This is a genomic window from Bacillus sp. JCM 19034 (assembly GCF_001310635.1).
In the GTDB taxonomy this organism is placed as follows: Bacteria; Bacillota; Bacilli; order Bacillales; family Bacillaceae_D; genus Halalkalibacter.
Map to the genome: position 1 here is coordinate 59967 of NZ_BAXR01000002.1, position 23449 is coordinate 83415.

The following is a 23449-nucleotide window of genomic DNA, read 5'->3' on the forward strand; positions in this document are numbered from 1 at the left end:
CAATAAATCTTGAAAACCTATTGACAAGAGAAAAAAATATGATTACAGTATTAACTGTATTATAATAAATCATACAGTTAATGCGAATTAAACTGGGGAGTGCTATTCATGATTAAGGTAAATAATCTATCCTTTTCCTATGAAGTAGGAAAGGTAATAAAAACAAGTAATTCCTGTTTTGAAAAGTAATAAACTTATTGTTCGAGATGAAGAGATGGTGTCCATAGTTGGACGAAGTGGATCAGGGAAATCTACCCTACTAAGTTTATTAGCAGGATTTATGCCTGCAACGGGGGGCAGTATACTATTTGATGATCAAGAGGTGACCTCTTTTTCAGAAAAAGAATGGGCTGAATTTCGTTTAAATCATTTAGGATTTGTATTTCAAAATTTCCAATTGATTTCAAGTGCCACTGTATTTGATAACGTTGAATTGCCGTTGATATTGAAAGGTGTAAAAAAGAATGAACGAAAAGAGCGAGTAGGTGAGTTATTAAGTGAAGTAGGTTTGGACGAGCATGCTAATCATTATCCAAGCGAGCTTTCAGGTGGGCAGCAACAACGTGTTGGAATTGCCCGTGCTGTGATCACAAACCCAAAGTATGTATTTGCCGATGAACCAACAGGGAGCTTAGATACGAATACGGAAAGTGAAGTATTAGCACTATTAAAAAAGTTAAATCTAGAAAGAAAAATGACGTTCGTCATGATTACACATGATGAGGAAGTAGCAAAAATTGCCGATCGAACTCTTCTATTAGAAGATGGGATGCTTAAGGAAGGGGGAGAATAGGATGCAATTTAAAGATCAACTTCAATATGTAAAACGTAATATGTCAAAAAATCGATTACGTTTATTTATGACTGTCCTTGCAACAACGATGGGCTGTGCATTCCTAATTGTTTTAGCTTCTGTGGGATTTGGTTTACAAGAATCGATCATTGATGAAATGACGCAACATCAAATTATGAATGAAGTCTCCATATACGGTCGAGAAGAAGGGGATGTAGGTCGTAGCGTTGAGGACGCAGATATAGCAGAAATTCGTCAACTGGAAAATGTCCAAGCAGTTGTCACAAGAAATTATATTCCTTATATAACTGAATTATCATTGGATTCCTACTCAGGGGCGTTCTCAACCCAACTAACGGATTTCGTAGAAGAAGAGAAATCCAATTTGCAATTGTCTAGAGGGCGTTTCCAGAAAAGGAAAACGAATTACTTGTCGGATTTCATACACATGAATTTCTATACGATTCATCAGATGATGAAGTTGAGTTTTTAACGTACCATGGAGATTTATTAAACCAGACAGTTACCTTAACTGTTACTGACGACGAAGAAGAGACGTATTTTGAGGAAGAGTTTGTCATTGTTGGCATCGGGGCAGAACCCGAACAAGAATGGCGAAAAGACATGGATGTATTCGTTTCTAATCATTTATCAGAAGAGCTTCTGTATCAAGAAATCGATGGTGAAGAATATACATATAGTTATGACCAAGTGAGTGTATATGCGACAGATGTTCAACATGTTGATAGTTTGTCGAAAACGTTAAAGGAGCAAGGGTACTGGATAGATTCGGTTAGTGAACGAATTGATGGTATGGCGATATTTTTTACAGCATTAAAAACAGGATTAATAATCGTTGGTACCGTAGCTGTAATTATTGCGTCAATCGGCATCTTTAACACGATGACAATGGCAGTTACAGAACGAACGCAAGAAATAGGAATTATGAAAGCAATTGGAGCAAACCCTACTGTGATAAGACGCTTATTTCTAATGGAAAGTGCCATCATTGGCTTGTTAGGAGTAGGAATTGGAGTTTTACTATCTTATATTGTAAGCTTTGCTGTAAATTGGATTATCCCGAGAATTCTTGTTGAAGTGACAGATACGACGGAATTTATGGACGTCACTTTCTCAGCGATACCTATCCAACTTGTTCTTATTGCTGCGACTATTAGTGTATCTGTTGCGATATTATCTGGAATGCGACCAGCAAAAAAGGCAACAACAATTCATGTATTATCAGCATTAAGACGAGAATTATAAAAATTCACACGCTTGGTTGAAGTTCGCTTCGGACAAGCGTGTGTTTTTGGTTAAGAAGAAATAGCTTTTAACAGACACTTTCTCTGTCTTGGTCCATCAAATTCACAGAAATAAACTCCTTGCCACGTTCCAAGTACAAGCCTCCCATTTGAAACAACGATTGTTTGCGAGTGTCCTACGGTACTTGTTTTTAGGTGGGCAGCCGTGTTTCCTTCTAAGTGTCGATCCTTTGGATGGTGCCATGGATAAACTTCATCTAACCTCATCAACATATCTGTCTTGACATCAGGGTCAGCATTTTCATTAACTGTTATACCTGCTGTAGTATGTAAAGAGCATATAATGACTATCCCATCATTTAGTCCGATGGAATGAATCCATGTTTCGATGTCATTCGTAATTTCAATCATTTGATCACGACTTTTTGTTGGAATTTGTATTATAGTTTCCATAGAATTCACACTCCTTTTGACATAATTAAGTCATATCAAAAGAATTGTATCCTTTCAAGCATGAAATGGATATTTCTCGGGAAATATCGACAGTTCTTTTCTATTATGTATAAACCTAATGAGGAGTGTAATTTCCTCATTAGGTTTTTCTGACTATTGTTGGTACGGAAATTGTGATTGATATCCAGAAAATTGCTGGTAAGATTCTGTTAATTTTTGTTGCTCAGCAGGTTCTATCGCATAAAAACCTTTTTTAAACATGACGTTATAAAGATCGCGTTGGCAATTTTGCGTTTCGTTGAAGATTGCAGCAATATCCTGATATAATTGATTGTGGCTTAATTCATTTAAAGCAACAGAATAAGAATTAGTCATATTTTTTTCAGTTGCTAATTGGTCATTTAAAAAGTCTCGTTCAGACATTTGTGGCGTTTTAGGTACTTGTAATTCTGGATTTTGAATCTTTTGCTGTGTCATGAAATCCTCTCCTTATTGAACCGGTATTGTTGCTTGTTGGTTTTGTGATGCATTTAGATGGGTCAAAATTTTCTCGTAGTGTCGCTGATGCATCGTACCGGCATTCTCAAGGGCCTGGATAATTTCTTGGTCTTGGCACTGCTGTGCGAAAAAGTGAGCTTTTTTCATGGCAATTAAGTTCCAAGAGAGCATGTCTGTTAAATAAAGCTGATCTTTCGTTGAAATAACGGCTGGTGGTTGCTGCATAAGTGCTTGATTTTGTTGGTTTTGCTGACTAGTAACTTGTGATTGCTGCATGTTCGTTCCTCCTTTGGAAATGCTGCACATCCATGCAGCGTACCCATTATTGGGTGGATACACAATTAGTTTAAGAATATTTGTATTCTTTATCCTAGTGAGATGTTGCTAATGATGAAACATATTGGTTGTGGTTATGATACAATGGGGCATAATAAGATTTAGACAAGTTAGGAAAGGGTGAGTATATGGCAATTACGTTTTATCATTATCCGAATTGTGGAACGTGTAAAAAAGCAAAAAAATGGCTTGAACAAAAAGGTATAGAAATTAATGACGTACATATTGTAAACAGCCCTCCATCAAAGGAAGAGCTAAAAGTGATGGTTGATACGAGTGGTTTGGAACTTAAAAAGTTTTTTAATACGAGTGGAAAGAAATATCGTGAATTGAATTTAAAAGAAAAACTACCGACAATGACGGAGGATGAAGCATTAGAGCTTCTCTCATCAGATGGAATGCTCATTAAACGCCCCATTACTATTGGGATGATAAGGTGACGGTAGGTTTTAAAGAGGATTTATTTGAACAAACTTGGAAATAGATGTTTTTATGAAGATCAATATACTTAATTAACGAGGATTTGGGAGGATATATAATGAGTCAAGTACCTAAAGAGTTAACGTATTCAAAAGAACATGTATGGGTTAAAAATGAAGAAGGCCACGTACGTATCGGAATTACGCACTTTGCTCAAGTCGAACTTGGAGATATTGTGTTTGCTGAATTACCTGAGGTCGGTGAAAAGGTAACGGCTAATCAGCCATTCGGTAATGTGGAGTCAGTTAAGACCGTATCTGAATTATATGCACCTGTTAGCGGAGAAGTGGTGGAAGTCAATAACGAACTTGATGATTCACCGGAGCTTGTGAATGAATCTCCGTACGAATCAGCATGGATGCTTCTTATTAAACCGAGTAACGAAAATGAACTTGAAGATCTCATGTCTGCAGAAAAGTACGAGGAAATGATTAGCCAGGAATAACAGAAGCAAAGGTGGTGAGGGTTCATCACCTTTTTAATTAGAAATAGTGATTTTGAAAGAACATCCATTTATGAGATGATGTCATTTAGGGGACAGTATAAGTATCTTCTATTAAAATGAGGAGGTGCTTATGTTGGAATTTGTAAAGGTTGATGTGACAAGTCAAGTAGAAGCCAAGTATGAAAATGGCAAGCTTAATTTATATATGGGAGACGCTAAGGTTGGTCAAGTGTTAGAAACAAACGAAGGTTTACAGCATGAAATGGCTGCAGGGTTTGAATTTGACAAAGATAAAATATATCGATATGAAAATAAACAGCCAAACCAAGTACGTTCATATGTTGATAACTGTGATGATGGCTGGTGTTAATTGTTTGATATCCATTAATGTCCTAAAATGTCCAAATATGACCTTTTAGGACATTTTTTATCTGTTTAGGGACTACTCGAGAAAAATTGACAAAAATTATAATGGTTCATTTGTTGACAGTCGAATTTCGCATGTGCTATTATTCATAGCAGTTATTTTAGATTCTTTATATAGGAAAACTCTTATTGAGAGAGGCGGAGGGACTGGCCCAATGATGCCCAGCAACCGGTAAGATAAGGTTATTTATCTTATTAGGTGCTAAATCCTGCAAAGCGTGTGATGCTTTGAAAGATGAGAGGAAGGACATGACTAAATCCTTTCTGTCAAGGCAGAAAGGATTTTCTTATGGAGCATGATTTTAATCTATTATTTCACATGATTGAATTCATAGTTTCTTAACTTTTAGGAATGGAAGTGGTTTTCGGTGATTTCTTTAAAAGGGATCAAGAAGCGATTTCAAACAGAAAATGGTCCTGTACAAGCGGTGGACGGAGTGGACATAACGATTGAAGAAGGCGAGATATTTGGTGTTATAGGTTACAGTGGTGCAGGTAAAAGTACATTAATCCGGATGCTAAATATGCTAGAACGGCCGACAGATGGTCAAGTCATTGTGAATGAACGAGAGCTTTCTTCATTATCAGCAAAAGAACTACGAAAAGCTCGGCAGGATATAGGAATGATTTTCCAGCATTTTAACTTGCTATGGTCACGAACAGTGCGAGAAAATATTGCTTTTCCTCTTGAAATTGCAGGTGTTAAGAAAGAAGACCGGACAAAGCGTGTTGATGAGCTAATTGAACTTGTCGGTTTGCAAGGTCGTGGTGATAGTTACCCATCGCAATTAAGTGGAGGACAAAAGCAACGAGTTGGTATTGCTCGCGCATTAGCGAATAACCCTAATGTATTATTATGTGATGAAGCCACTTCAGCACTTGATCCGAAAACGACTGACTCCATTTTAGAGTTGCTAGTTGATATAAATCAAAAGCTTGGCTTAACAATTATTCTCATTACACATGAAATGCATGTTATTCGAAAAATTTGCCATCGAGTAGCTGTTATGGATGCTGGTAAAATTGTGGAAATGGGTCCGGTGTTAGAAGTGTTTAGAAGACCTAAGCAAGAAATGACAAAGGAATTTGTGAAACAAATAACAGAACCTGAAGAGACGATTGAGGCAATATCGTCCTTAGCAAATGAAGCAAATAGCCGCATGGTACAACTAACTTTTGTTGGTGATGAGACGGAAAGCCCACTTATTACGCAGTTGATCCGAGCTTTTGATATAGAAGTGAATATTGTCCAAGGTAAAATTACAAAAATTCAGAATGGGTCATACGGTACATTATTCGTTTCTTTAAAAGGAGAAGAAAACGTACTTGATGAGGCGATTACCTTCATTAAAGAAAAGAAAGTCGATGTGGAGGTGATCAAAGCATGAATGAGTTTCTAGAAGATATTAAAATTGATAAATTATGGGAAGCGACGGTTGAAACGCTTTATATGACGTCGATTTCAGTAGCGGCTACATTCTTCATAGGATTAATTCTTGGTCTAATTTTATACGTAACAAGTAAAGGCGGTTTATGGGAAAACAAAGTAATCAATTTTATTATTAGTACAATTGTAAATGTGTTTCGTTCTATTCCATTTATTATTTTACTTGTACTCCTAATCCCGTTTACAAGGACACTTGTCGGACGATGCTAGGTCCAAATGCCGCTTTACCCGCTTTGATTGCAGGGGCAGCTCCTTTTTATGCAAGGATGGCCGAAATTGCCCTTAGAGAAATAGATAAAGGGGTAATCGAAGCCTCACAGGCCATGGGAGCATCGTCTTTTACAATTATTCGTAAAGTATTAATTCCAGAAGCGATGCCGGCACTTATTTCAGGTATCACGGTAACGGCGATAGCTTGTAAGTTATACGGCGATGGCAGGGATCATTGGTGCTGGGGGATTAGGACACTTTGCATATTTAGAAGGGTTTCAACGCAGTAATAGTATGATTACATTGGTGGCAACAGTAGCAATACTAATCATTGTCTTTATGATTCAATGGATAGGAGACTACTTTTCACATAAAACAGATAAACGATAAGAGTGGGGGAAAAGTAATGAAAAAAGTATTAGGTTTATTAGGAACATTGGCGTTATCAGTTACATTGGTCGCATGTGGAAATTCAACAACAGGCTCAGAAGAAGGGACAGCATCAAACACAGATACAGCATCAGAAACAGAAACGTTAAGAGTTGGAGCTTCTGCTGTACCTCATACAGAAATTTTAGAAACGGCAAAGCCGCTATTGGCTGAAAGAGGGATTGATTTAGAAATAACAACTTTTATTGATTATATTTTGCCGAATGAAGCGTTATATGAAAATGAAATTGATGTTAACTACTTTCAAACTCCTGGATATTTAGCATCACAAATGGATGATAATGAACAGTATGATTTTGTAAGTGTGGGTGAGGTTCATTATGAGCCAATTGGTGTATATTCAAAAGAGTACAACAGCTTAGATGAGCTTCCTGATGGTGCAACGATCATTATTAGTGATTCTATTAGTGATCATGGACGTATTTTACCAATTTTTGAACGTGCTGGTTTAATTGAATTGGATGTTGAAGAAGGAGAACTTGCTCGTATTGAGAATATTTCATCAAACCCGAAAAATTTAAAATTTGATGAATATCAAGTTGAGGCAAAAATGTTAGCCCCATCTTTTCAAAATGATGAAGGGGATGCAGTTGTTATTAATACAAACTATGCTCTTGAGGGCGGAGTAGATATTGATGCTTATGGAATCGCCTTTGAAGGAGAAGATGTTCTTCAACCAAATCTATTAGTAGTTAATGCTAGTGACGAAGATAATGAACTAGTTCAAGCTTTGTATGAAGTTCTAACATCAGAAGAAATACAAGAATTTATTATCGAAAAATACAATGGTGCAGTGATCCCTGTCCAAAAATAATCTTTCAGACCATAGATAAAACGCCGTTGAGAACTAACTTCTCAACGGCGTTTTTACGTTATTTCGTCTAAATACTTTTCTATACTTTATGATGTGTGTTTCTCCTGTGCCAGTTAGCTAACTTTTTTAGCTTCATGGCAGCAAAAACAAGCATCGCCTGAATTGAAGATTGAATTTTTCCAACCCCCTGGAGGAAATTCAACGCCAACCATGCTTTTGTTACAGATTGCCATAGACACGTTCAATCATTTCTTTACGCTTTTCGCAATCTCTTTTATTTATATCTGTATGTCGTAAGCGTCAAGCTTCATCCAGTGATATACTCTCGGTGAATTAGTGTAAGACAATGATATGTCTGGAAAATAGGTGAATTCAGATATGTACTCGCGATACCCTTCTCGGTTTGTCGTAAGAACCGGTAGAAGGTGATCTTTTGGACATATGTATCATAGACATACTCAGATTTTCTTAAAATCGCCATGTAGTTTCATCACGTTCTCTTTTAGTTGAGCGTGACAAATCCTTATACAAAAATGCGTGTTGACCGTCTCTCTTTTTTGCGAGTCTTTGTCGACAGCCTGAAATCTTTAGAAAAAGTCTAGTGCTTTTTGGTATAGTTTATCTATTTTTGAACATAATACGGATGTCAAAAGTGACTAGGAGGGAAAACGATGGATCAACAGCAAGATCAGGATAATCAAAGTCCAATTCAAATGGCATTACAAGATTATAAAGAAGGAATTGGCATTTTCACGAAAAAGATGCCGACTATAGCAAAAAAGTATAATGCATTTACGGAAGCATGTTTTGAAGAAGGGAAGCTCTCGAAAAAAGAAAAACAAATGATTGCATTAGGTATTAGCATTTTTTCACAGGACGAGTATTGCATCATTTATCATACAAAAGGCTGCTTAGACGAAGGTTGTACAGAAGAAGAGATTTTAGAAACAGTCGGTGTAACAGCAGCATTCGGTGGTGGCGCTGCGATGAGTCAAGCGGTTACCCTCGTTCAGGAAGCGATGAAGGAATTAGGAGATAATCAGCCTGTACAGTAAGAGTAGTAAAGTATTTAAACCGTGTAAGATTTCATTAGAAATTCTTACAAAATTATTAGTAATCATTTCGCCTGTGATTCAGTTTTATGTTAGAATAAAGCAGAGTAGTGCACTGGTGCTACTCTGTTTTCACTTCTTATAATGTCGCATAGTTAGAACCGGAATAAGTGGGAGCCGTTTCTTGAACTTTATCTATATTTGTTATAAGATTGTAATGAGAATAAATTGAGAATTAACAATCAATTACATTTTACTCGCTATATAAAGAAGATAGCGAAATACATTGGAGGTATGGGAATATGTCAGCACCATTTTTAAAGATTGAGAATTTGCAAGTGTCAATTGAAGGTAAAGAAATCTTAAAAAGATTTTAACCTTGAAATTAAAGGTGGCGAGATTCATGCCATCATGGGACCAAACGGTACTGGAAAATCAACGCTTGCCTCAGCGATTATGGGACACCCTAAATATGAAATTACAGGTGGATCGATTCATATGAATGGAGAAGATGTTCTAGAGATGGAAGTGGACGAGCGTGCACAAGCTGGATTGTTCTTAGCAATGCAGTACCAAGTGAAATTAGTGGGATTACAAATTCGGACTTCTTACGTTCAGCAATCAATGCACAGCGTGAAGAAGGAGACGAAATTTCGCTCATGAAGTTCATTCGTAAGCTTGATGAGAAAATGGAATTACTTGAAATGGATGAATCTTTCTCGCATCGCTATTTAAATGAAGGATTTTCTGGTGGTGAGAAGAAGCGTAATGAGATTCTTCAATTGTTAATGTTAGAGCCGAAAATCGCAATTCTCGACGAAATTGACTCAGGTCTTGATATCGATGCATTGAAAGTTGTTTCTAAAGGTGTTAATGCGATGCGTGGAGAAGAATTCGGATGTTTAATTATTACGCACTATCAACGACTACTGAACTACATTAAGCCTGATAAGGTTCACGTTATGATGCAAGGACGCATTGTCAAGTCTGGTGGTTATGAGTTAGCTGAGCAATTAGAGGCTGAAGGTTATGACTGGATTAAAAATGAGCTTGGCATTGAAGATGAGCGTGTGAATCAAGAAGCGTAAAGAATGAAGAAATATACGTAAAAGGTGGGTATATGTATGTCAGTTGAGACGAAAATATTGATCGGTAAAGATCAAGTTCAAGCATTCTCTAACAAGAGAAATGAACCTCAATGGCTTGAAGAGCTTCGTTTAAGAGGTTTAGAATTAACGGGAACAACAGCTCTTCCTAAGCCGGAGAAAACTAATATTACAAATTGGAACTTTCAAAAAGCAACATTTGATATAGACGATAAAGAAATCGTTACTTCTATTAATGAGCTACCGGAGGCAGTGCAAGCACTGATCGGGACGGAATCAAATGATCAAAATCTGTTAGTTCAGCAAGATACGACGGCGGTGTTTAAAAAAGTTTCAAGTGATCTAGAAACAAAAGGTGTGATATTTACAGACTTAGCTACTGCTGTTCGGGATCACTCTGATAAGTTAGAGCCGTATTTCTTTGGTGAAGCAGTGAAGGCGGAAGAGAATCTTCTTCTTGCTCAACATGCTTCATTAGTTAATGGTGGTGTATTTATTTATGTACCTCGAAACGTTCAAGTAGAAGTACCGTTACAAACGATTTTCTCTTTCGAAACAGGTGAAGCGACTTATAACAATCACGTCGTTGTTGTCGCAGAAGAAAATAGCTCTGTAACATATGTTGAAAATTATACTTCACAAACTGATCTTGAGATGGTTGCCAATATTGTAGCTGAAGTTTATGCGAAATCAGGAGCTAAAGTTGCATTTGGTGCAGTAGATAATTTAGGTAGTAATGTGACAACGTATGTCGTTCGCAGAGGTCATGTTGAAAAAGATGCACGTATTGATTGGGCATTAGGTCAAATGAATGATGGTGATACTGTTTCTGAGAATACAACACATTTAGTAGGTGATGGTTCTTGGACAGATACAAAAACTGTATCTATCGGACGTGGTAGCCAAAAGCAAAATTTCACAACTCAGATTTTTCATCATGGAAAGCACTCTGAAGGACATATTTTAAAGCACGGGGTAATGAGAGAGGCAGCGACGTCGATTTATAACGGGATTACCAAAATCGAACATGGTGCAACGAAAGCAAACGGGGTACAAACAGAGCGTGTTTTAATGTTAAGTGAAAAAGCACGTGGAGATGCTAATCCAATTTTATTAATTGATGAAGATGATGTTACAGCAGGACACGCAGCTTCAGTTGGTCAAGTAGACCCGATTCAAATGTATTATCTAATGAGCCGAGGAATTTCACGTAAAGAAGCTGAGCGTCTTGTCATACATGGTTTCTTAGCACCTGTTGTGGAGCAGCTTCCGATTGAATCAGTTAAATCACGCTTACGTGAAGCGATTGAAGGGAAAGTTAAATAATGAACGCTAAAGAGATTAAGCAGCTGTTCCCCATTTTAGGTCAGGAAGTAAACGGTCATCCACTTGTTTACTTAGACAGCGCAGCAACATCTCAGAAGCCTGTTCAAGTAATTGAAGCATTGGAGCATTATTACCGTTCCTATAACTCTAATGTTCACCGTGGTGTCCACACGTTAGGTACACAAGCAACAGATGGATATGAGGGGGCTCGTGAAAAGGTACGTTCTTTTATCCATGCCTCTTCAACTGCGGAAGTTATATTTACGCGGGGGACAACTACAGCGATTAATATGGTTGCATCAAGCTACGGTAGAAGTCAATTAACAAAGGGCGATGAAATCGTCATTACACCGATGGAGCATCATAGTAATATTATACCGTGGCAGCAGGTAGCAAAAGCAACGGGTGCAACGTTGAAATACCTTCCTCTTCAGGCGGATGGATCAATTAATTTGAAAGATGTTGACGAAACGATTACATCAAACACAAAAATTGTTTCCGTCATGCATGTATCAAATGTGTTAGGCGTTGTGAATCCAGTTAAAGAAATTGCGGAAATTGCTCATCGAAATGGTGCTATAATGGTTGTAGATGGAGCACAAAGCACGCCACATTTTAAAATCGATGTTCAAGAGTTAAATTGTGACTTTTTCGCCTTCTCAGCGCATAAAATGTGTGGACCAACTGGAATTGGTGTTCTTTACGGAAAGAAAGAGCTGTTAGAGCAAATGGAACCAGTTGAATTTGGTGGCGAAATGATCGATTTTGTCGGTTTGCAAGATTCGACCTGGAAGGAACTTCCGTGGAAATTTGAAGGTGGGACACCAATTATAGCAGGTGCAATTGGTTTAGGTGCAGCGATTGATTTCCTTGAGGATATTGGCCTTGATGAAATTGCCAAACATGACCATGAGTTAGCACAATATGCTGCAGAACGGATGTCTGACATAGACGGTATGACTATTTATGGTCCGAAGCAACGAACAGGTCTTGTTACATTTAATATCGATGATGTGCATCCGCATGATGTAGCAACCGTACTAGATACTGAAGGAATTGCTGTGCGAGCCGGCCATCATTGTGCACAACCATTAATGAAATGGTTAGACGTAACAGCAACTGCACGTGCGAGCTTCTATTTGTACAATACAAAAGAAGATATTGATGCACTTGTAGCAGGATTAGTGAAAGCAAAGGAGTACTTTGGAGATGTCTTCTAATCTTGATACACTATATAGACAGGTGATCATGGATCATTATAAAAACCCGCGTAACCGTGGTGAGTTTGAAGATGAGGCCGTGACAGTAAATATGAATAACCCGACATGTGGAGATCGTATACAACTTCAATTAAAGATTGAGAATGGTAAGGTGAAGGATGCGAAATTCGAGGGTGAAGGATGTTCGATTAGCCTTGCGTCTGCCTCAATGATGACACAAGCTATTAAAGGCTTAGTAACCGAAGAGGCAGTTGCAATGGCTGAGATTTTTCGAATATGATGCTTGGAAACGATTATGATGAAGATCGTTTTGATCTTGGTGATATCGAAGCACTTCAAGGTGTCACTAAATTCCCAGCACGGATTAAATGTGCGACACTTGCTTGGAAGGCGATGGAAAAGGGAATTGAAGAAAATAAATAGGTTTTGATTAACAAATAAGGAGGGTTCAACATGGCGAAAAAAATGCCAGATATCGGGGAATATAAATATGGGTTTTCAGATCGTGACGTTTCGATCTTCCGTTCAAAGCGTGGATTAACAAAAGAGATTGTTGAAGAAATTTCCCGTATGAAAAGTGAACCACAATGGATGTTAGACTTCCGTTTGAAATCGTTAGAAACGTTTTATAGTATGCCAATGCCACAATGGGTGGCGACCTAAGTGAGCTAAATTTTGATGATATTACGTATTATGTTAAACCATCTGAGAAGTCAGAGAAATCTTGGGATGAAGTACCAGAGGAAATTAAAAACACGTTTGATAAACTTGGTATCCCTGAAGCTGAGCAAAAGTATTTAGCTGGGGTTTCTGCTCAGTACGAATCAGAGGTTGTTTATCATAACATGAAAGAAGATCTTACTGAGCTTGGGATTTTATTTACCGATACTGATACAGCGTTAAAAGAGCATGAAGAAATTTTCAGAGAACATTTCGGTAAAATCATTCCTCCAACTGATAATAAGTTTGCGGCCCTAAACTCCGCTGTTTGGTCAGGTGGTTCATTCATTTACGTACCAAAAGGTGTGAAAACAGATACACCATTACAAGCTTACTTCCGTATTAACTCTGAAAACATGGGTCAATTTGAGCGTACGTTAATCATTGCTGATGAAGATAGCTCAGTGCATTACGTAGAAGGATGTACAGCACCTGTATATTCAACAAACTCTCTGCATAGTGCGGTTGTTGAAATTATCGTGAAAAAGGATGCATACTGCCGTTATACGACAATTCAAAACTGGGCACCAAACATTTATAACTTAGTTACAAAGCGTGCAGTTGCTGATGCAGGTGCAACGATGGAGTGGGTTGATGGAAACATTGGTTCTAAGCTAACGATGAAATATCCTGCAGTTATTATGCGCGGTGAAGGAGCAAAAGGAACGATTCTTTCGATTGCGATTGCAGGTAAAGGCCAACACCAAGATGCTGGTGCGAAGGTTCATCATTTAGCACCAAATTGTTCATCAACTATTGTATCGAAGTCAATATCTAAGCACGGTGGTAAAGTCACATACCGTGGTATATGTCACTTTGGTCGTAAGTCACAAGGATCGAAAGCGAAGATCGAATGTGATACGCTCATTATGGATAATGAATCAACATCTGATACAATTCCATACAATGAAATTTTAAATAATAACATTACACTTGAGCACGAAGCGACGGTGTCAAAAGTATCAGAGGAGCAGTTATTCTATCTAATGAGCCGTGGTATTCCTGAACAAGAAGCGGTAGAGATGATCGTAATGGGCTTTATCGAGCCATTTACGAAGGAACTTCCAATGGAGTATGCGGTTGAGATGAACCGCCTAATCAGCTTTGAGATGGAAGGATCTATTGGATAATTTAATCACCTTTTTGAGTAGGAGGAGACGAACGTTATTGAGTTCGTCTCTTCTTTTATTTGTATTAATTTACATAGTTGTTTGCAGCTGTGTTGTTTTATAAAACTAATCATTAACAAGCAATACGTAAAATGCACTAATATGCTTCATCCTCTTTCATCTTCGGTTCCCTTTAACTTATACACGATTTCTCTTCGCTATTCTACACTTTGACTTAGTATCTCTCTATTTTAGGAGAGTGGTAGTAAAGGTTGCTTAAAAATTCAGATGGCTCGTTTCTTCCCTAATCGAATGCTATAATATGATAATCTAATTAATATGAATAATGGGAGGACTTTTGCAAATGATTTACATTGGTCTAGCTGGTTGGGGAGACCACTATTCATTGTATAAAGGTGAGACAGGAGCAAGGCTGCAAACGTATGCAGGGCATTTTCCTATTGTTGAGTTAGACTCGGCTTTTTATGCGATTCAACCGAAACGAAACATGGAAAAATGGGTTGCTGAAACGCCTAAGAACTTTCAATTTATTGTAAAGGCCTATCAGGGAATGACAGGTCATCAAAAGGGGTCTGACCCCTTTGAAACGAAGGAAGAAATGTTTGAGGCGTTTCGTTTATCAGTTGAACCATTACGAAAAACAGGCAAGCTCGCAATGGTGCTTTGTCAATTTCCGCCTTGGTTTGATTGTAGGAAGGAGCATGTACAGTATTTGCGGTATATGAAGCAAGAGCTTCGTGATTTGCCTGCAGCTTTGGAATTTCGAAATCAAACATGGTTTACGCAGGAGATGAAAGAAAAAACGTTAGCTTTTATGCGTCAGGAAAAGTGGATACATAGCATTTGTGATGAACCTCAAGCAGGAATTGGTTCGATTCCGACTATCCTTGAAAGTACAACAAATGATAAAACGTTAATTCGAATGCATGGGCGTAACGTACATGGATGGAATGACCCAGGGAATGGGAAATGGCGTGATGTACGTTATTTGTATCGTTATGAGATGTCCGAATTACAAGAGTGGGCTAATCATATCAAAACTTTAAAATCGAGGAATATCTATATTATTTTTAACAATAATTCTGGTGGAGATGCAGCTGATAATGCAGCACAATTGATCGATATTCTTAATATTAACTATACAGGATTAGCACCGAGACAACTTGACCTTTTTGGTGAGTAATCAGATAAATGGAGAGGGTATGATGGGATTTAAGCAAGTAAGGCTTTTTCATACAAATGATATACATAGTAGCTTCGATTATTGGTCAAGCATAGTGAAATATATTAAACAGAATCGTGACGATAATACGTTGTATGTTGATATTGGTGATCATACAGATCGTAGTCATCCAATCACAGAAGCCACTTTAGGAAAAGGAAATATTGCATTATTAAACGAAGCAGCAGTCGACTATGTAACAATTGGAAATAATGAAGGGATTACATTCTCATTTGAACAGCTAGATCAGTTATATATGGAAGCACAATTCAAAATCATATTAGCTAATTTAGAAGACCAAAATGGGAAAAGACCCAGTTGGTGTACTCCGTATGAAATAACTTCCCTTATTAATGGTGTAAAAGTAGGGTTTATTGGTTTAACGGCTCCTTTTAGTCGATTTTACGAACAGTTAGGATGGAGGGTGCTCAATCCAGAAGAGGTACTGTTACAATGGCTCCCGATTGTGAAAAAGAAAGCAGATATTGTTGTAGTATTATCTCATTTGGGGCTTCATGCTGATAGAAAGTTAGCCGAAGGTTTTAATGGAATTGATGTTATCATTGGTGGACACACGCACCATGTGTTGCACGAAGGTGAGCAGGTTAATGAAACACTCATTGTACAAGCCGGAAAGTATGGGACGTATTTAGGAGAAATTACTCTTTACATCGATCAGGCACAGCATATGGTTATAAAAAAGCAAGCAACGCTTCATCATTATTCAAAACGAATGAATATAGACAAGCATACAACAAACTTATTAGATACTTTAGCCATCAAAGCAAAACGACTATTAATGCAACCAGTTGCAACATTGCCAAAGGACTTTGAGGTTAATTGGTTTGAAGAAACGGAGCTAGTCAAACAGTTATGCGATGCTTTAACTAAATGGTGTGGTCAGTCAATTGGAATGCTCAATGCGGGAGTTTTGTTGCACTCATTAAAGAAAGGTACTATTTCTAAAGGCGATCTATTAAGTGTTTGCCCGCATCCAATTAATCCTTGCGTTGTACCATTGTCAGGAAAAGAATTAAAAGAGGTCATCATTCGCGGAGAATCGAAGGATATTCAAGAGCTTGAGTTGAAAGGTTTCGGTTTCCGAGGAAAAGTATTAGGGAAAACCATTTTTTCGGGTTTAACATACGAGTATGATAGAGATAGGAATGATGTGAATTCTGTCGTAATTCAAGGTGAACCGTTGATAGAACATGAAACATATTTATTAGCTACTTTGGACATGTATACATTTGGCCACTTGTTCCCGATGATAGCCGAATCAGAAGAAAAACGCTTCTTTATGCCTGAAGTGTTGAGAGATGTGTTGGAATTCACAATAAAAGAAATTGGGTCCTCGTAACTAGCACATAAAAATGTAAACATTCATACCGTACAATAGAACGTGATATGAATGAAAGGAAGTGGGTCTTGTGTTTAACATGACGCCAATTCAAATTGAAGGTGAAACATTTATTGCAGTTACATTAAAGCTACCTAAAACAAACTTTATGGCTGTAATGAATGATGTCGGTTACATTATGTGTGGTGCTCTTGATGTTGCATTATTGAATGAGAAATTAAAAGACCGAAAAATTGTTGCAGGTCGTGCAGTTGGTGTGAGAACGATAGAACAATTACTTGATGCTCCACTAGAATCTGTTACGTTGGAGGCAGAACAACTAGGAATTGTACCAGGTTTAATTGGGAAAGAAGCTCTATTAAAAATGAAATAAATGTCGAAACGTGTAAAGAAATAGGCTCTTGAACTGTTTCTTTACACATTTTTAAGTTTTTTCGTCAAATTGTTTCAAAAATTAAGGACGAAATGACTAATTATGATGTAACTTAAAATGAATATTTCGTTATGAAAAGGAGCAGTACATCATGAGACTAGTTTCTACTCAATCAGTTAGTGAGGGAGATATTTTAGGTAAAACAATACATAACGATCAAGGACAAGTCCTCCTTCATGAAGGGGTTGCGCTGACTAGTCGGATCATAAAACGTTTACATGATCTTGGTATTTCATTTATTTATATTAAAGATGAGCGTACTGCTGATATTGAAATTGAAGATGTCTTGCAAAAAAAAACAAAGCAAAAAGGCAATGAAAACAATTAAGGATGAATTCAGTACAATTGTTGATCAAACGACGTTAAACAAGGCATTTAAATACCCAAAGTTAAATAAAGACTTTAGTAAAGTGATTCAGGATATACTAAATGATTTAAAAAGCAATCAGCAAGCATTGTCGATTCTATCTGATATCGTTACATATGATAACTATATATTTACACACTCGTTAAATGTAACTGTATATACGTTACGCCTTGCAATGGAGCTAAATTTTAATGAGAAGCAACTTGGGGAGATAGGTCTTGGGGCGATATTACACGATGTTGGCAAAATGATGCTTCCGTTAGACATTTTAAATAAGCCAGATCGATTAACTGATCCAGAATTTAAGATTATTCAATCACACACGAATGAAGGTTTTGAATATTTACGTAAACAACACGATATCCCTTTATTAGTAGCTCATTGTGCCTTTCAGCATCATGAGCGATTAGATGGATCTGGTTATCCTAGAGGAATCATGAAGAACGAAATACATGAATATGCGAAGATCATCGCGATTGCCGATGTTTTTGATGCTGTAACATCACATCGTGTATATCGAAAAGCAATGCTTCCAAATGAAGCACTTGAACTTCTTTATGCAGGGGCAGGAACCCAATTTGACCAATCACTTGTTGAAGCATTTAGGAGAGTTGTAGCATTGTATCCAGAAGGCCTTTCTGTTACTCTAAGTGATGGTAGGGAAGGAATTGTGATTAAGCAAAATAAACAATTAACAACACACCCAATTGTTAGAATTATATCAGAAGATGGAAAAGACCTTCTAGAATGCTACGACCTTGATTTGTCGAAACAATTAGATGTAACAATCGTGAAAATGGAATCTATATTAGCCAACACAGTTTAGTAAGGGGTATAATTATGGAACAATATTTACATTTATGCAAACATGTACTTGAAAATGGAGATGAAAAATCAGACCGAACTGGAACAGGAACGATTAGCACTTTCGGTTATCAAATGAGATTTGATTTAGAAAAAGGTTTTCCATTGCTAACGACAAAAAAACTTCATTTACGCTCAATAATATATGAATTATTATGGTTTTTAAAAGGCGAAACGAATATTGCCTATTTACAGGAAAATGGTGTGCGGATATGGAATGAATGGGCTGATGAGAATGGCGAGCTTGGCCCAGTGTATGGGAAGCAATGGCGTTCTTGGGAAGGGGCCAATGGAAAGACGGTTGATCAGATTAGTGAAGTTATCGAACAAATTAAGACAAATCCAGATTCAAGACGGCTCATTGTGAATGCTTGGAATGTAGCTGAAATTGATGAAATGGCGTTAGCTCCTTGTCATTGTTTATTTCAATTTTACGTAAATAATGGAAGGTTATCCTGCCAACTATACCAGCGAAGTGCCGACATATTTCTTGGTGTACCGTTTAATATCGCTTCGTATGCCCTCTTAACGATGATGATGGCACAAGTAACCGGATTAAAGCCAGGTGAATTTGTCCATACATTTGGCGATGCTCATATTTACTTAAATCATGTTGATCAAGTAAAACTGCAATTAACTAGAGAACCGAGAGAGCTGCCAAAAATGCAGATTAACTCTAAGAGAACGTCTATTTTTGACTTTGAGTTTGATGATTTTCAATTAGTTGACTATGATCCACATCCACACATAAAAGGGGCTGTATCGGTATGATCTCTTTTATTTTTGCAATGGATCGTAATCGTGCGATCGGCTATCAAAATGATCTACCGTGGCATTTACCTAATGACTTAGCTTTTTTTAAACGAGTTACAACAGGTCATACAATTGTGATGGGCAGGAAGACATATGATTCGATTGGACGACCATTGCCTAAACGCCGAAATATCATTATTACCCGTAATAAATCATTTATGGCTGAGGGATGCGAAGTTATCCATACTAAAGAGGAATTACTAAACATGACATCAGCTGAAACGGAAACTTTTATTATCGGTGGAACCGACATTTTTAACCTTTTTTGGGATATGGTTGATCGCCTTTATATTACGTATATTGACGATACGTTTAAAGCTGATACGTATTTCCCTGTAATTAATGAACAAGAATGGCGTCTCATTTCAAGTGAGCCTGGAATAATTGATGAAAAGAACAAGCATCAACATGAATTTCGGATATATGAGCGCGTTCACCGTTCTTAAGTGTTGGCACTAAATAAGCAGTAATTAGGCTTTTTAGTGCCTTCGTCGTTAAAAGGGTGTTTTGTACATATTTTTATCAAGCTATCCCCCTTGTCTGCATATATATTGGGCAAAGGGGGTTTTTGGGCGTGAGAACACCTAGAAAAATACGACCGAGGACTAATAAAGGCCCGCTGCCATTTCGGTATGTTCTGCTTTTATCGTTTATTATTTTTATAATTTTAACCGTTCAAGGCCTTTGGATCGTGGACCAAGGGATTCGACCAACGCTTATCCATATAGCTACAACAGAAACAAAGGTCATTGCTACAAAAGCTATAAGTGATGCTGTGAATTCTCGAATAACAGCAGAATTAGATCAGCAGGATTTATTTATTAAGGATATAGCCGAAGACGGGACAATTCGTTCAATACAATTTAATACGCAAATTTATAATCAAGTTGTACAGGAATCTCAACAGTTAGTACAAAATCATTTAAAAGCTATTGAGCGAGGAGAAGTATTTTTACCAAGTTATGAAGATGAATTGGATGGTGAGGGTGGCATTATTTATCGGATTCCTTTAGGGCAGGCAACGAAAAATGTTTTATTAGCACAGTTAGGTCCGCAAATACCAGTAAGATTCTCTGCTATAGGTGATGTGCAAACAGATTTAGATGCACAAATAATTAATACTGGGATCAATAATACGACAATTCAAGTTAATTTTCATATCGAGGTTGACGTGAAAATTGTTATTCCATTTGCGACAAATACAGAAGCAGTTAGTACTACGATTCCTATTGGATTAGTAACAATTCCTGGGGAAGTACCAGATGTTTATTCAAGCGGTGGTGGGCTCGTTATTCCATCAGATATATCAAATTAAAAAACAACTGTCCCAGAAGGTGTTTAAATTCACCTTTTGGGACAGTTAGCTTAATGGCATCACAACAAAAACGAAACAATACGAAGTACTCTCAGATAATTTATGTTAGACTTCTTTATCTCCTGTGACGTTCTTATCGGTTCTGACGTGTTTCTCTTTCCCATTTTCGTAATGATGGATAAGGATCAAAAGACCATTCGCTATAACCGTTATCTCGGTACATACCATAATGAAGATGAGGTGGGAATTTCCCTTGTGTTCCTGGTTTTCCGTAGCCTGAACTTCCACAGTAACCAATCACATCTCCTGGTGCGACAACGGTTCCTTGCTTTATTCCTTTCTCAAATCCACTAAGGTGAGCGTAATAATGATAAACATTATTTAGATCGCGAATACCAATGCGCCACCCTCCGTATTTGTTCCAGCCTTTTATTTCAACGATCCCATATGAGGTCGCAAGAATTGGAACGTTATAATTTGCAAAAATATCTGTTCCTTCATGGATGCGTCTTCCACCCCAACCTCTGCGGTCTCCCCAAGTACTTCTATAGCTGTAATTATGATGTAAAGGCATCGGAAAAGCATGGTCATCGAGATCTAGTGTTCCAAACTTTTGATAAACTTTTGCGTGCCCAAATGGAATATTGACTGACTGAACTCGCTTATATCGCTCCCATAATGCGATTTTAAAATCTGCTTCGTTTACACCGTACTCTCCTAAATAGTGTGCAAACGTATAAAGGACATCTTCATCATTTTTTCGATCAGCCTTGCCATCACCATCACCATCTAAACCGACCCCTCCGAAAAATTGTATGGAAGCTAGGTTAGTATCATTAGGGTTAGGATTAGTTGCACCGGCCCATTCTTCTTCTGAATAATAAATCGCAATAAATCCTTCTTCTTTCGGCCGATCCTTCCTAGCTCTTCGCAAGCCACGTTCAAATGTATCTACAGCGGCAAGATAATACCATGGGACATTTGTGACAGTTTCTGTTTTAAGGTATAGTGCCTTTCGATTTTTGTAAATGTCCTCGATCGATAATTCTTCTTTTTCTTGTGCAAGAGCAGTCAAGGGTGATGATATTAGAATAAAACAGGTCAAAATGAGAATAGATTTTGTAATAGACATAAAATACTCCTTTCCTTGCCACTCTACTTACCATTAGTGTGTTAAAATAATGAAAAATCATCATAGTGAATGATTGGTAATTAGGGCACTTCGTTTGGTTTTTTCTTATTAATCGTGGTAAAGTATTAAATATGAGAAATTTGCAAGCTTGGATGGAGTGAATAATAATGGCAAAGAAAGAAGAACACCTTCGTAAGCCGGAATGGCTTAAAATAAAATTAAATACAAATGAATCCTATACAGGCTTGAAGAAAATGATGCGCGAGAAGAAACTACATACCGTTTGTGAAGAAGCACGTTGCCCGAATATTCATGAGTGTTGGGCAGTCCGCAAAACAGCAACGTTTATGATTTTGGGAGATATTTGTACACGGGCGTGCAGATTCTGTGCAGTAAAGACGGGTCTACCGACTGAACTTGATTTACAAGAACCAGAGCGAGTTGCTGAGTCAGTTGAGCAAATGGGATTAAAGCATGTTGTCATTACGGCTGTTGCTCGTGACGATTTAAAAGATGGTGGAGCAGCTGTTTTTGCTGATACTGTTCGAGCGATTCGTAATCGGAATCCGTTTTGTACAATTGAGGTTCTACCTTCAGATATGTTGGGTAATTTTGATAGCTTAAAAACATTAATGGATGCACGGCCTAATATTATGAATCATAATATTGAAACAGTTCGTCGCTTAACACCTAGAGTTCGGGCCCGTGCAACATATGAGCGTACGTTAGAGTTTCTAAAGCGAGCAAAGGAAATACATGATGACATTCCGACGAAATCGAGCTTAATGATCGGTTTAGGTGAAACGAAGGAAGAAATTATTGAAACAATGGATGATCTTCGTGCGGTAGATGTTGATATTATGACGATTGGACAATATTTGCAGCCGACGAAGAAGCACTTGAAAGTTCAGAAGTATTATCACCCTGATGAATTTGCCGAGCTAAAGGAAATTGCTTTAAGCAAAGGGTTTAGCCATTGTGAGGCTGGACCACTTGTACGATCGTCATATCATGCAGATGAACAAGTAAATGAAGCACAAGTTCGAAAAGAAGCAATGAAGGTACAAAATTAAAAATATGAAGGTTGTCCAGTTGAATTGTGGGACAACCCTTTCTTTTATTCTTTTTTGAAGAATCCTGCTACAAAAAAGAATACATTTTCTTAATCAATTTCCTCGCTCTTTGGTCCTTGCGGAGATTGCTTAAACAATTCAATCGTTTGTTCAATAGCTTCTTCACTATTTGAGTGTGCATTTAATCCTCTAAAACGCTCAATTTCATCAAAATGATTTTCATTATCTGAAATGTAAACGTCATAGTAATGAGGGGCAATGGACAATGCTGAACGCTTAACTTGATCAGCAACCTCTTCTCGGTTTTCCGAAGCTGTTGTGTATGCAACAAGTACATACTGATCTGTCACAAGCGTTGCAGCTTCTCCCACTTCATCATTAGTCAAAACTAAGCGTGTGATGCTATCAGTTAGCTTTTCTCGATCAACATAAGTAACCTCTTGTTGTTGGCCGTTTGGTTCAACCTGTTGCTTCGTATAATGAACATGGCTGTAATCATTATAATTGGCATTATCTTGGGTTACTTCATGCTTCATTTGTGCTTGTTGTGTCGACTGTTGATCATTTGCTGATTGACAGCCTGAGAATAATAAAACAATCGATAAGATAAGAATTATTTTTTTATTGGCATATTTTATCACTCCTTTAGTTTCAGAGTTCCCGTTTTTGAATTTTTTATTTCAACAGATTAAATCGTGG

The 23449-nt window shown here is 37.5% G+C and carries 23 protein-coding genes, 6 pseudogenes and 1 riboswitch; of the genes and pseudogenes, 24 read left to right on the top strand and 5 right to left on the bottom strand.

Going from position 1 to position 23449, the window contains the following annotated elements:
- Positions 1 to 108: 108 nt before the first annotated feature.
- From JCM19034_RS03765 to JCM19034_RS03775, 3 genes and pseudogenes are all read left to right on the top strand, one after another.
- Positions 109 to 793 (top strand): annotated as a pseudogene (locus JCM19034_RS03765) (ABC transporter ATP-binding protein).
- 1 nt (position 794) lies between these two features.
- Complete coding sequence (locus tag JCM19034_RS03770; protein ID WP_062047443.1) at positions 795 to 1286, top strand: ABC transporter permease; 492 nt, start codon at positions 795 to 797, stop codon at positions 1284 to 1286.
- A 131-nt stretch (positions 1287 to 1417) separates the two neighbouring features.
- Positions 1418 to 2059 (top strand): ABC transporter permease, encoded by a 642-nt coding sequence (locus JCM19034_RS03775; protein WP_062047444.1) that lies wholly within the window; start codon positions 1418 to 1420, stop codon positions 2057 to 2059.
- Between the two features lie 50 nt (positions 2060 to 2109).
- Here the strand turns inward: JCM19034_RS03775 and JCM19034_RS03780 are convergent, their stop codons facing one another.
- The 3 genes from JCM19034_RS03780 to JCM19034_RS03790 all read right to left on the bottom strand — a co-directional run bounded on the left by JCM19034_RS03780 (position 2110) and on the right by JCM19034_RS03790 (position 3285).
- The gene (locus JCM19034_RS03780) at positions 2110 to 2511 is read right to left on the bottom strand and encodes a secondary thiamine-phosphate synthase enzyme YjbQ (RefSeq protein ID WP_062047446.1); all 402 of its coding nucleotides are present in this window, start codon (positions 2509 to 2511) and stop codon (positions 2110 to 2112) included.
- A gap of 153 nt (positions 2512 to 2664) precedes the next feature.
- Positions 2665 to 2988: a spore coat protein gene (locus JCM19034_RS03785; RefSeq protein ID WP_062047448.1), complete on the bottom strand. Its 324-nt coding sequence runs from the start codon at positions 2986 to 2988 to the stop codon at positions 2665 to 2667.
- Between the two features lie 12 nt (positions 2989 to 3000).
- Positions 3001 to 3285 (bottom strand): hypothetical protein, encoded by a 285-nt coding sequence (locus JCM19034_RS03790; RefSeq protein ID WP_062047450.1) that lies wholly within the window; start codon positions 3283 to 3285, stop codon positions 3001 to 3003.
- A 188-nt stretch (positions 3286 to 3473) separates the two neighbouring features.
- Between JCM19034_RS03790 and JCM19034_RS03795 the strand changes: the two are divergent.
- The 20 genes and pseudogenes from JCM19034_RS03795 (at position 3474) to yunB (ending at position 20545) form a co-directional block, all read left to right on the top strand.
- Positions 3474 to 3829: pseudogene (locus JCM19034_RS03795) on the top strand (arsenate reductase family protein).
- Between the two features lie 54 nt (positions 3830 to 3883).
- The gene (gene gcvH, locus JCM19034_RS03800; RefSeq protein WP_062047452.1) at positions 3884 to 4270 is read left to right on the top strand and encodes a glycine cleavage system protein GcvH; all 387 of its coding nucleotides are present in this window, start codon (positions 3884 to 3886) and stop codon (positions 4268 to 4270) included.
- A gap of 130 nt (positions 4271 to 4400) precedes the next feature.
- Positions 4401 to 4640: a YusG family protein gene (locus JCM19034_RS03805; RefSeq protein WP_231686801.1), complete on the top strand. Its 240-nt coding sequence runs from the start codon at positions 4401 to 4403 to the stop codon at positions 4638 to 4640.
- Between the two features lie 179 nt (positions 4641 to 4819).
- Positions 4820 to 4938, top strand: a riboswitch (SAM riboswitch).
- 126 nt (positions 4939 to 5064) lie between these two features.
- Positions 5065 to 6084: a methionine ABC transporter ATP-binding protein gene (locus JCM19034_RS03810; RefSeq protein WP_062047456.1), complete on the top strand. Its 1020-nt coding sequence runs from the start codon at positions 5065 to 5067 to the stop codon at positions 6082 to 6084.
- Positions 6081 to 6743 (top strand): annotated as a pseudogene (locus JCM19034_RS03815) (methionine ABC transporter permease). The gene JCM19034_RS03810 and the pseudogene JCM19034_RS03815 overlap by 4 nt, the downstream one beginning before the upstream one ends.
- A 16-nt stretch (positions 6744 to 6759) precedes the next feature.
- Positions 6760 to 7617, top strand: coding sequence for a MetQ/NlpA family ABC transporter substrate-binding protein (locus JCM19034_RS03820; protein ID WP_062047458.1), 858 nt, complete (start codon positions 6760 to 6762; stop codon positions 7615 to 7617).
- Positions 7618 to 8288: 671 nt separating this feature from the next.
- On the top strand, positions 8289 to 8672 hold the full coding sequence (locus JCM19034_RS03825; RefSeq protein WP_062047460.1) for a carboxymuconolactone decarboxylase family protein: 384 nt from the start codon (positions 8289 to 8291) through the stop codon (positions 8670 to 8672).
- A 299-nt stretch (positions 8673 to 8971) separates the two neighbouring features.
- Positions 8972 to 9757: pseudogene (gene sufC, locus JCM19034_RS03830) on the top strand (Fe-S cluster assembly ATPase SufC).
- 36 nt (positions 9758 to 9793) lie between these two features.
- Positions 9794 to 11101 carry a Fe-S cluster assembly protein SufD gene (gene sufD, locus JCM19034_RS03835; RefSeq protein ID WP_062047462.1) on the top strand — a complete coding sequence of 436 codons (1308 nt, stop codon included), beginning with the start codon at positions 9794 to 9796 and terminating at the stop codon, positions 11099 to 11101.
- Positions 11101 to 12321 carry a cysteine desulfurase gene (locus JCM19034_RS03840; protein WP_062047464.1) on the top strand — a complete coding sequence of 407 codons (1221 nt, stop codon included), beginning with the start codon at positions 11101 to 11103 and terminating at the stop codon, positions 12319 to 12321. The genes sufD and JCM19034_RS03840 overlap by 1 nt, the downstream gene beginning before the upstream one ends.
- A pseudogene (sufU, locus tag JCM19034_RS03845) lies at positions 12311 to 12744 on the top strand (Fe-S cluster assembly sulfur transfer protein SufU). Before JCM19034_RS03840 ends, sufU begins: the two are co-directional and overlap by 11 nt.
- Positions 12745 to 12774: 30 nt before the next feature.
- Positions 12775 to 14171, top strand: a pseudogene (gene sufB, locus JCM19034_RS03850) (Fe-S cluster assembly protein SufB).
- 343 nt (positions 14172 to 14514) lie between these two features.
- Positions 14515 to 15354 carry a DUF72 domain-containing protein gene (locus tag JCM19034_RS03855; RefSeq protein WP_062047466.1) on the top strand — a complete coding sequence of 280 codons (840 nt, stop codon included), beginning with the start codon at positions 14515 to 14517 and terminating at the stop codon, positions 15352 to 15354.
- Between the two features lie 22 nt (positions 15355 to 15376).
- A complete protein-coding gene (locus JCM19034_RS03860) occupies positions 15377 to 16753 on the top strand; it encodes a bifunctional UDP-sugar hydrolase/5'-nucleotidase (protein WP_062047468.1) in 1377 nt (458 codons plus the stop codon).
- Positions 16754 to 16823: 70 nt separating this feature from the next.
- Complete coding sequence (locus JCM19034_RS03865; RefSeq protein ID WP_062047470.1) at positions 16824 to 17126, top strand: YunC family protein; 303 nt, start codon at positions 16824 to 16826, stop codon at positions 17124 to 17126.
- A gap of 151 nt (positions 17127 to 17277) precedes the next feature.
- Positions 17278 to 17514 carry a hypothetical protein gene (locus tag JCM19034_RS24595; protein WP_370621809.1) on the top strand — a complete coding sequence of 79 codons (237 nt, stop codon included), beginning with the start codon at positions 17278 to 17280 and terminating at the stop codon, positions 17512 to 17514.
- Positions 17501 to 18379 (top strand): HD-GYP domain-containing protein, encoded by an 879-nt coding sequence (locus tag JCM19034_RS03870; protein WP_370621810.1) that lies wholly within the window; start codon positions 17501 to 17503, stop codon positions 18377 to 18379. The genes JCM19034_RS24595 and JCM19034_RS03870 overlap by 14 nt, the downstream gene beginning before the upstream one ends.
- 14 nt (positions 18380 to 18393) lie before the next feature.
- On the top strand, positions 18394 to 19188 hold the full coding sequence (locus JCM19034_RS03875) for a thymidylate synthase (protein WP_062047472.1): 795 nt from the start codon (positions 18394 to 18396) through the stop codon (positions 19186 to 19188).
- On the top strand, positions 19185 to 19676 hold the full coding sequence (locus JCM19034_RS03880) for a dihydrofolate reductase (RefSeq protein ID WP_062047474.1): 492 nt from the start codon (positions 19185 to 19187) through the stop codon (positions 19674 to 19676). Before JCM19034_RS03875 ends, JCM19034_RS03880 begins: the two co-directional genes overlap by 4 nt.
- 128 nt (positions 19677 to 19804) lie before the next feature.
- Positions 19805 to 20545 carry a sporulation protein YunB gene (yunB, locus tag JCM19034_RS03885; protein WP_062047476.1) on the top strand — a complete coding sequence of 247 codons (741 nt, stop codon included), beginning with the start codon at positions 19805 to 19807 and terminating at the stop codon, positions 20543 to 20545.
- A gap of 133 nt (positions 20546 to 20678) precedes the next feature.
- Here the strand turns inward: yunB and JCM19034_RS03890 are convergent, their stop codons facing one another.
- Entirely contained in the window at positions 20679 to 21677 is a 999-nt protein-coding gene (locus JCM19034_RS03890) for a M23 family metallopeptidase (protein ID WP_062047478.1), read from the bottom strand.
- A 167-nt stretch (positions 21678 to 21844) separates the two neighbouring features.
- Between JCM19034_RS03890 and lipA the strand changes: the two genes are divergently transcribed.
- A complete protein-coding gene (lipA, locus tag JCM19034_RS03895) occupies positions 21845 to 22750 on the top strand; it encodes a lipoyl synthase (protein ID WP_062047480.1) in 906 nt (301 codons plus the stop codon).
- Positions 22751 to 22839: 89 nt separating this feature from the next.
- On the opposite strand, the gene JCM19034_RS03900 is transcribed toward lipA, so the two are convergent.
- A complete protein-coding gene (locus JCM19034_RS03900) occupies positions 22840 to 23391 on the bottom strand; it encodes a YhcN/YlaJ family sporulation lipoprotein (RefSeq protein ID WP_062047482.1) in 552 nt (183 codons plus the stop codon).
- Positions 23392 to 23449: the final 58 nt, after the last annotated feature.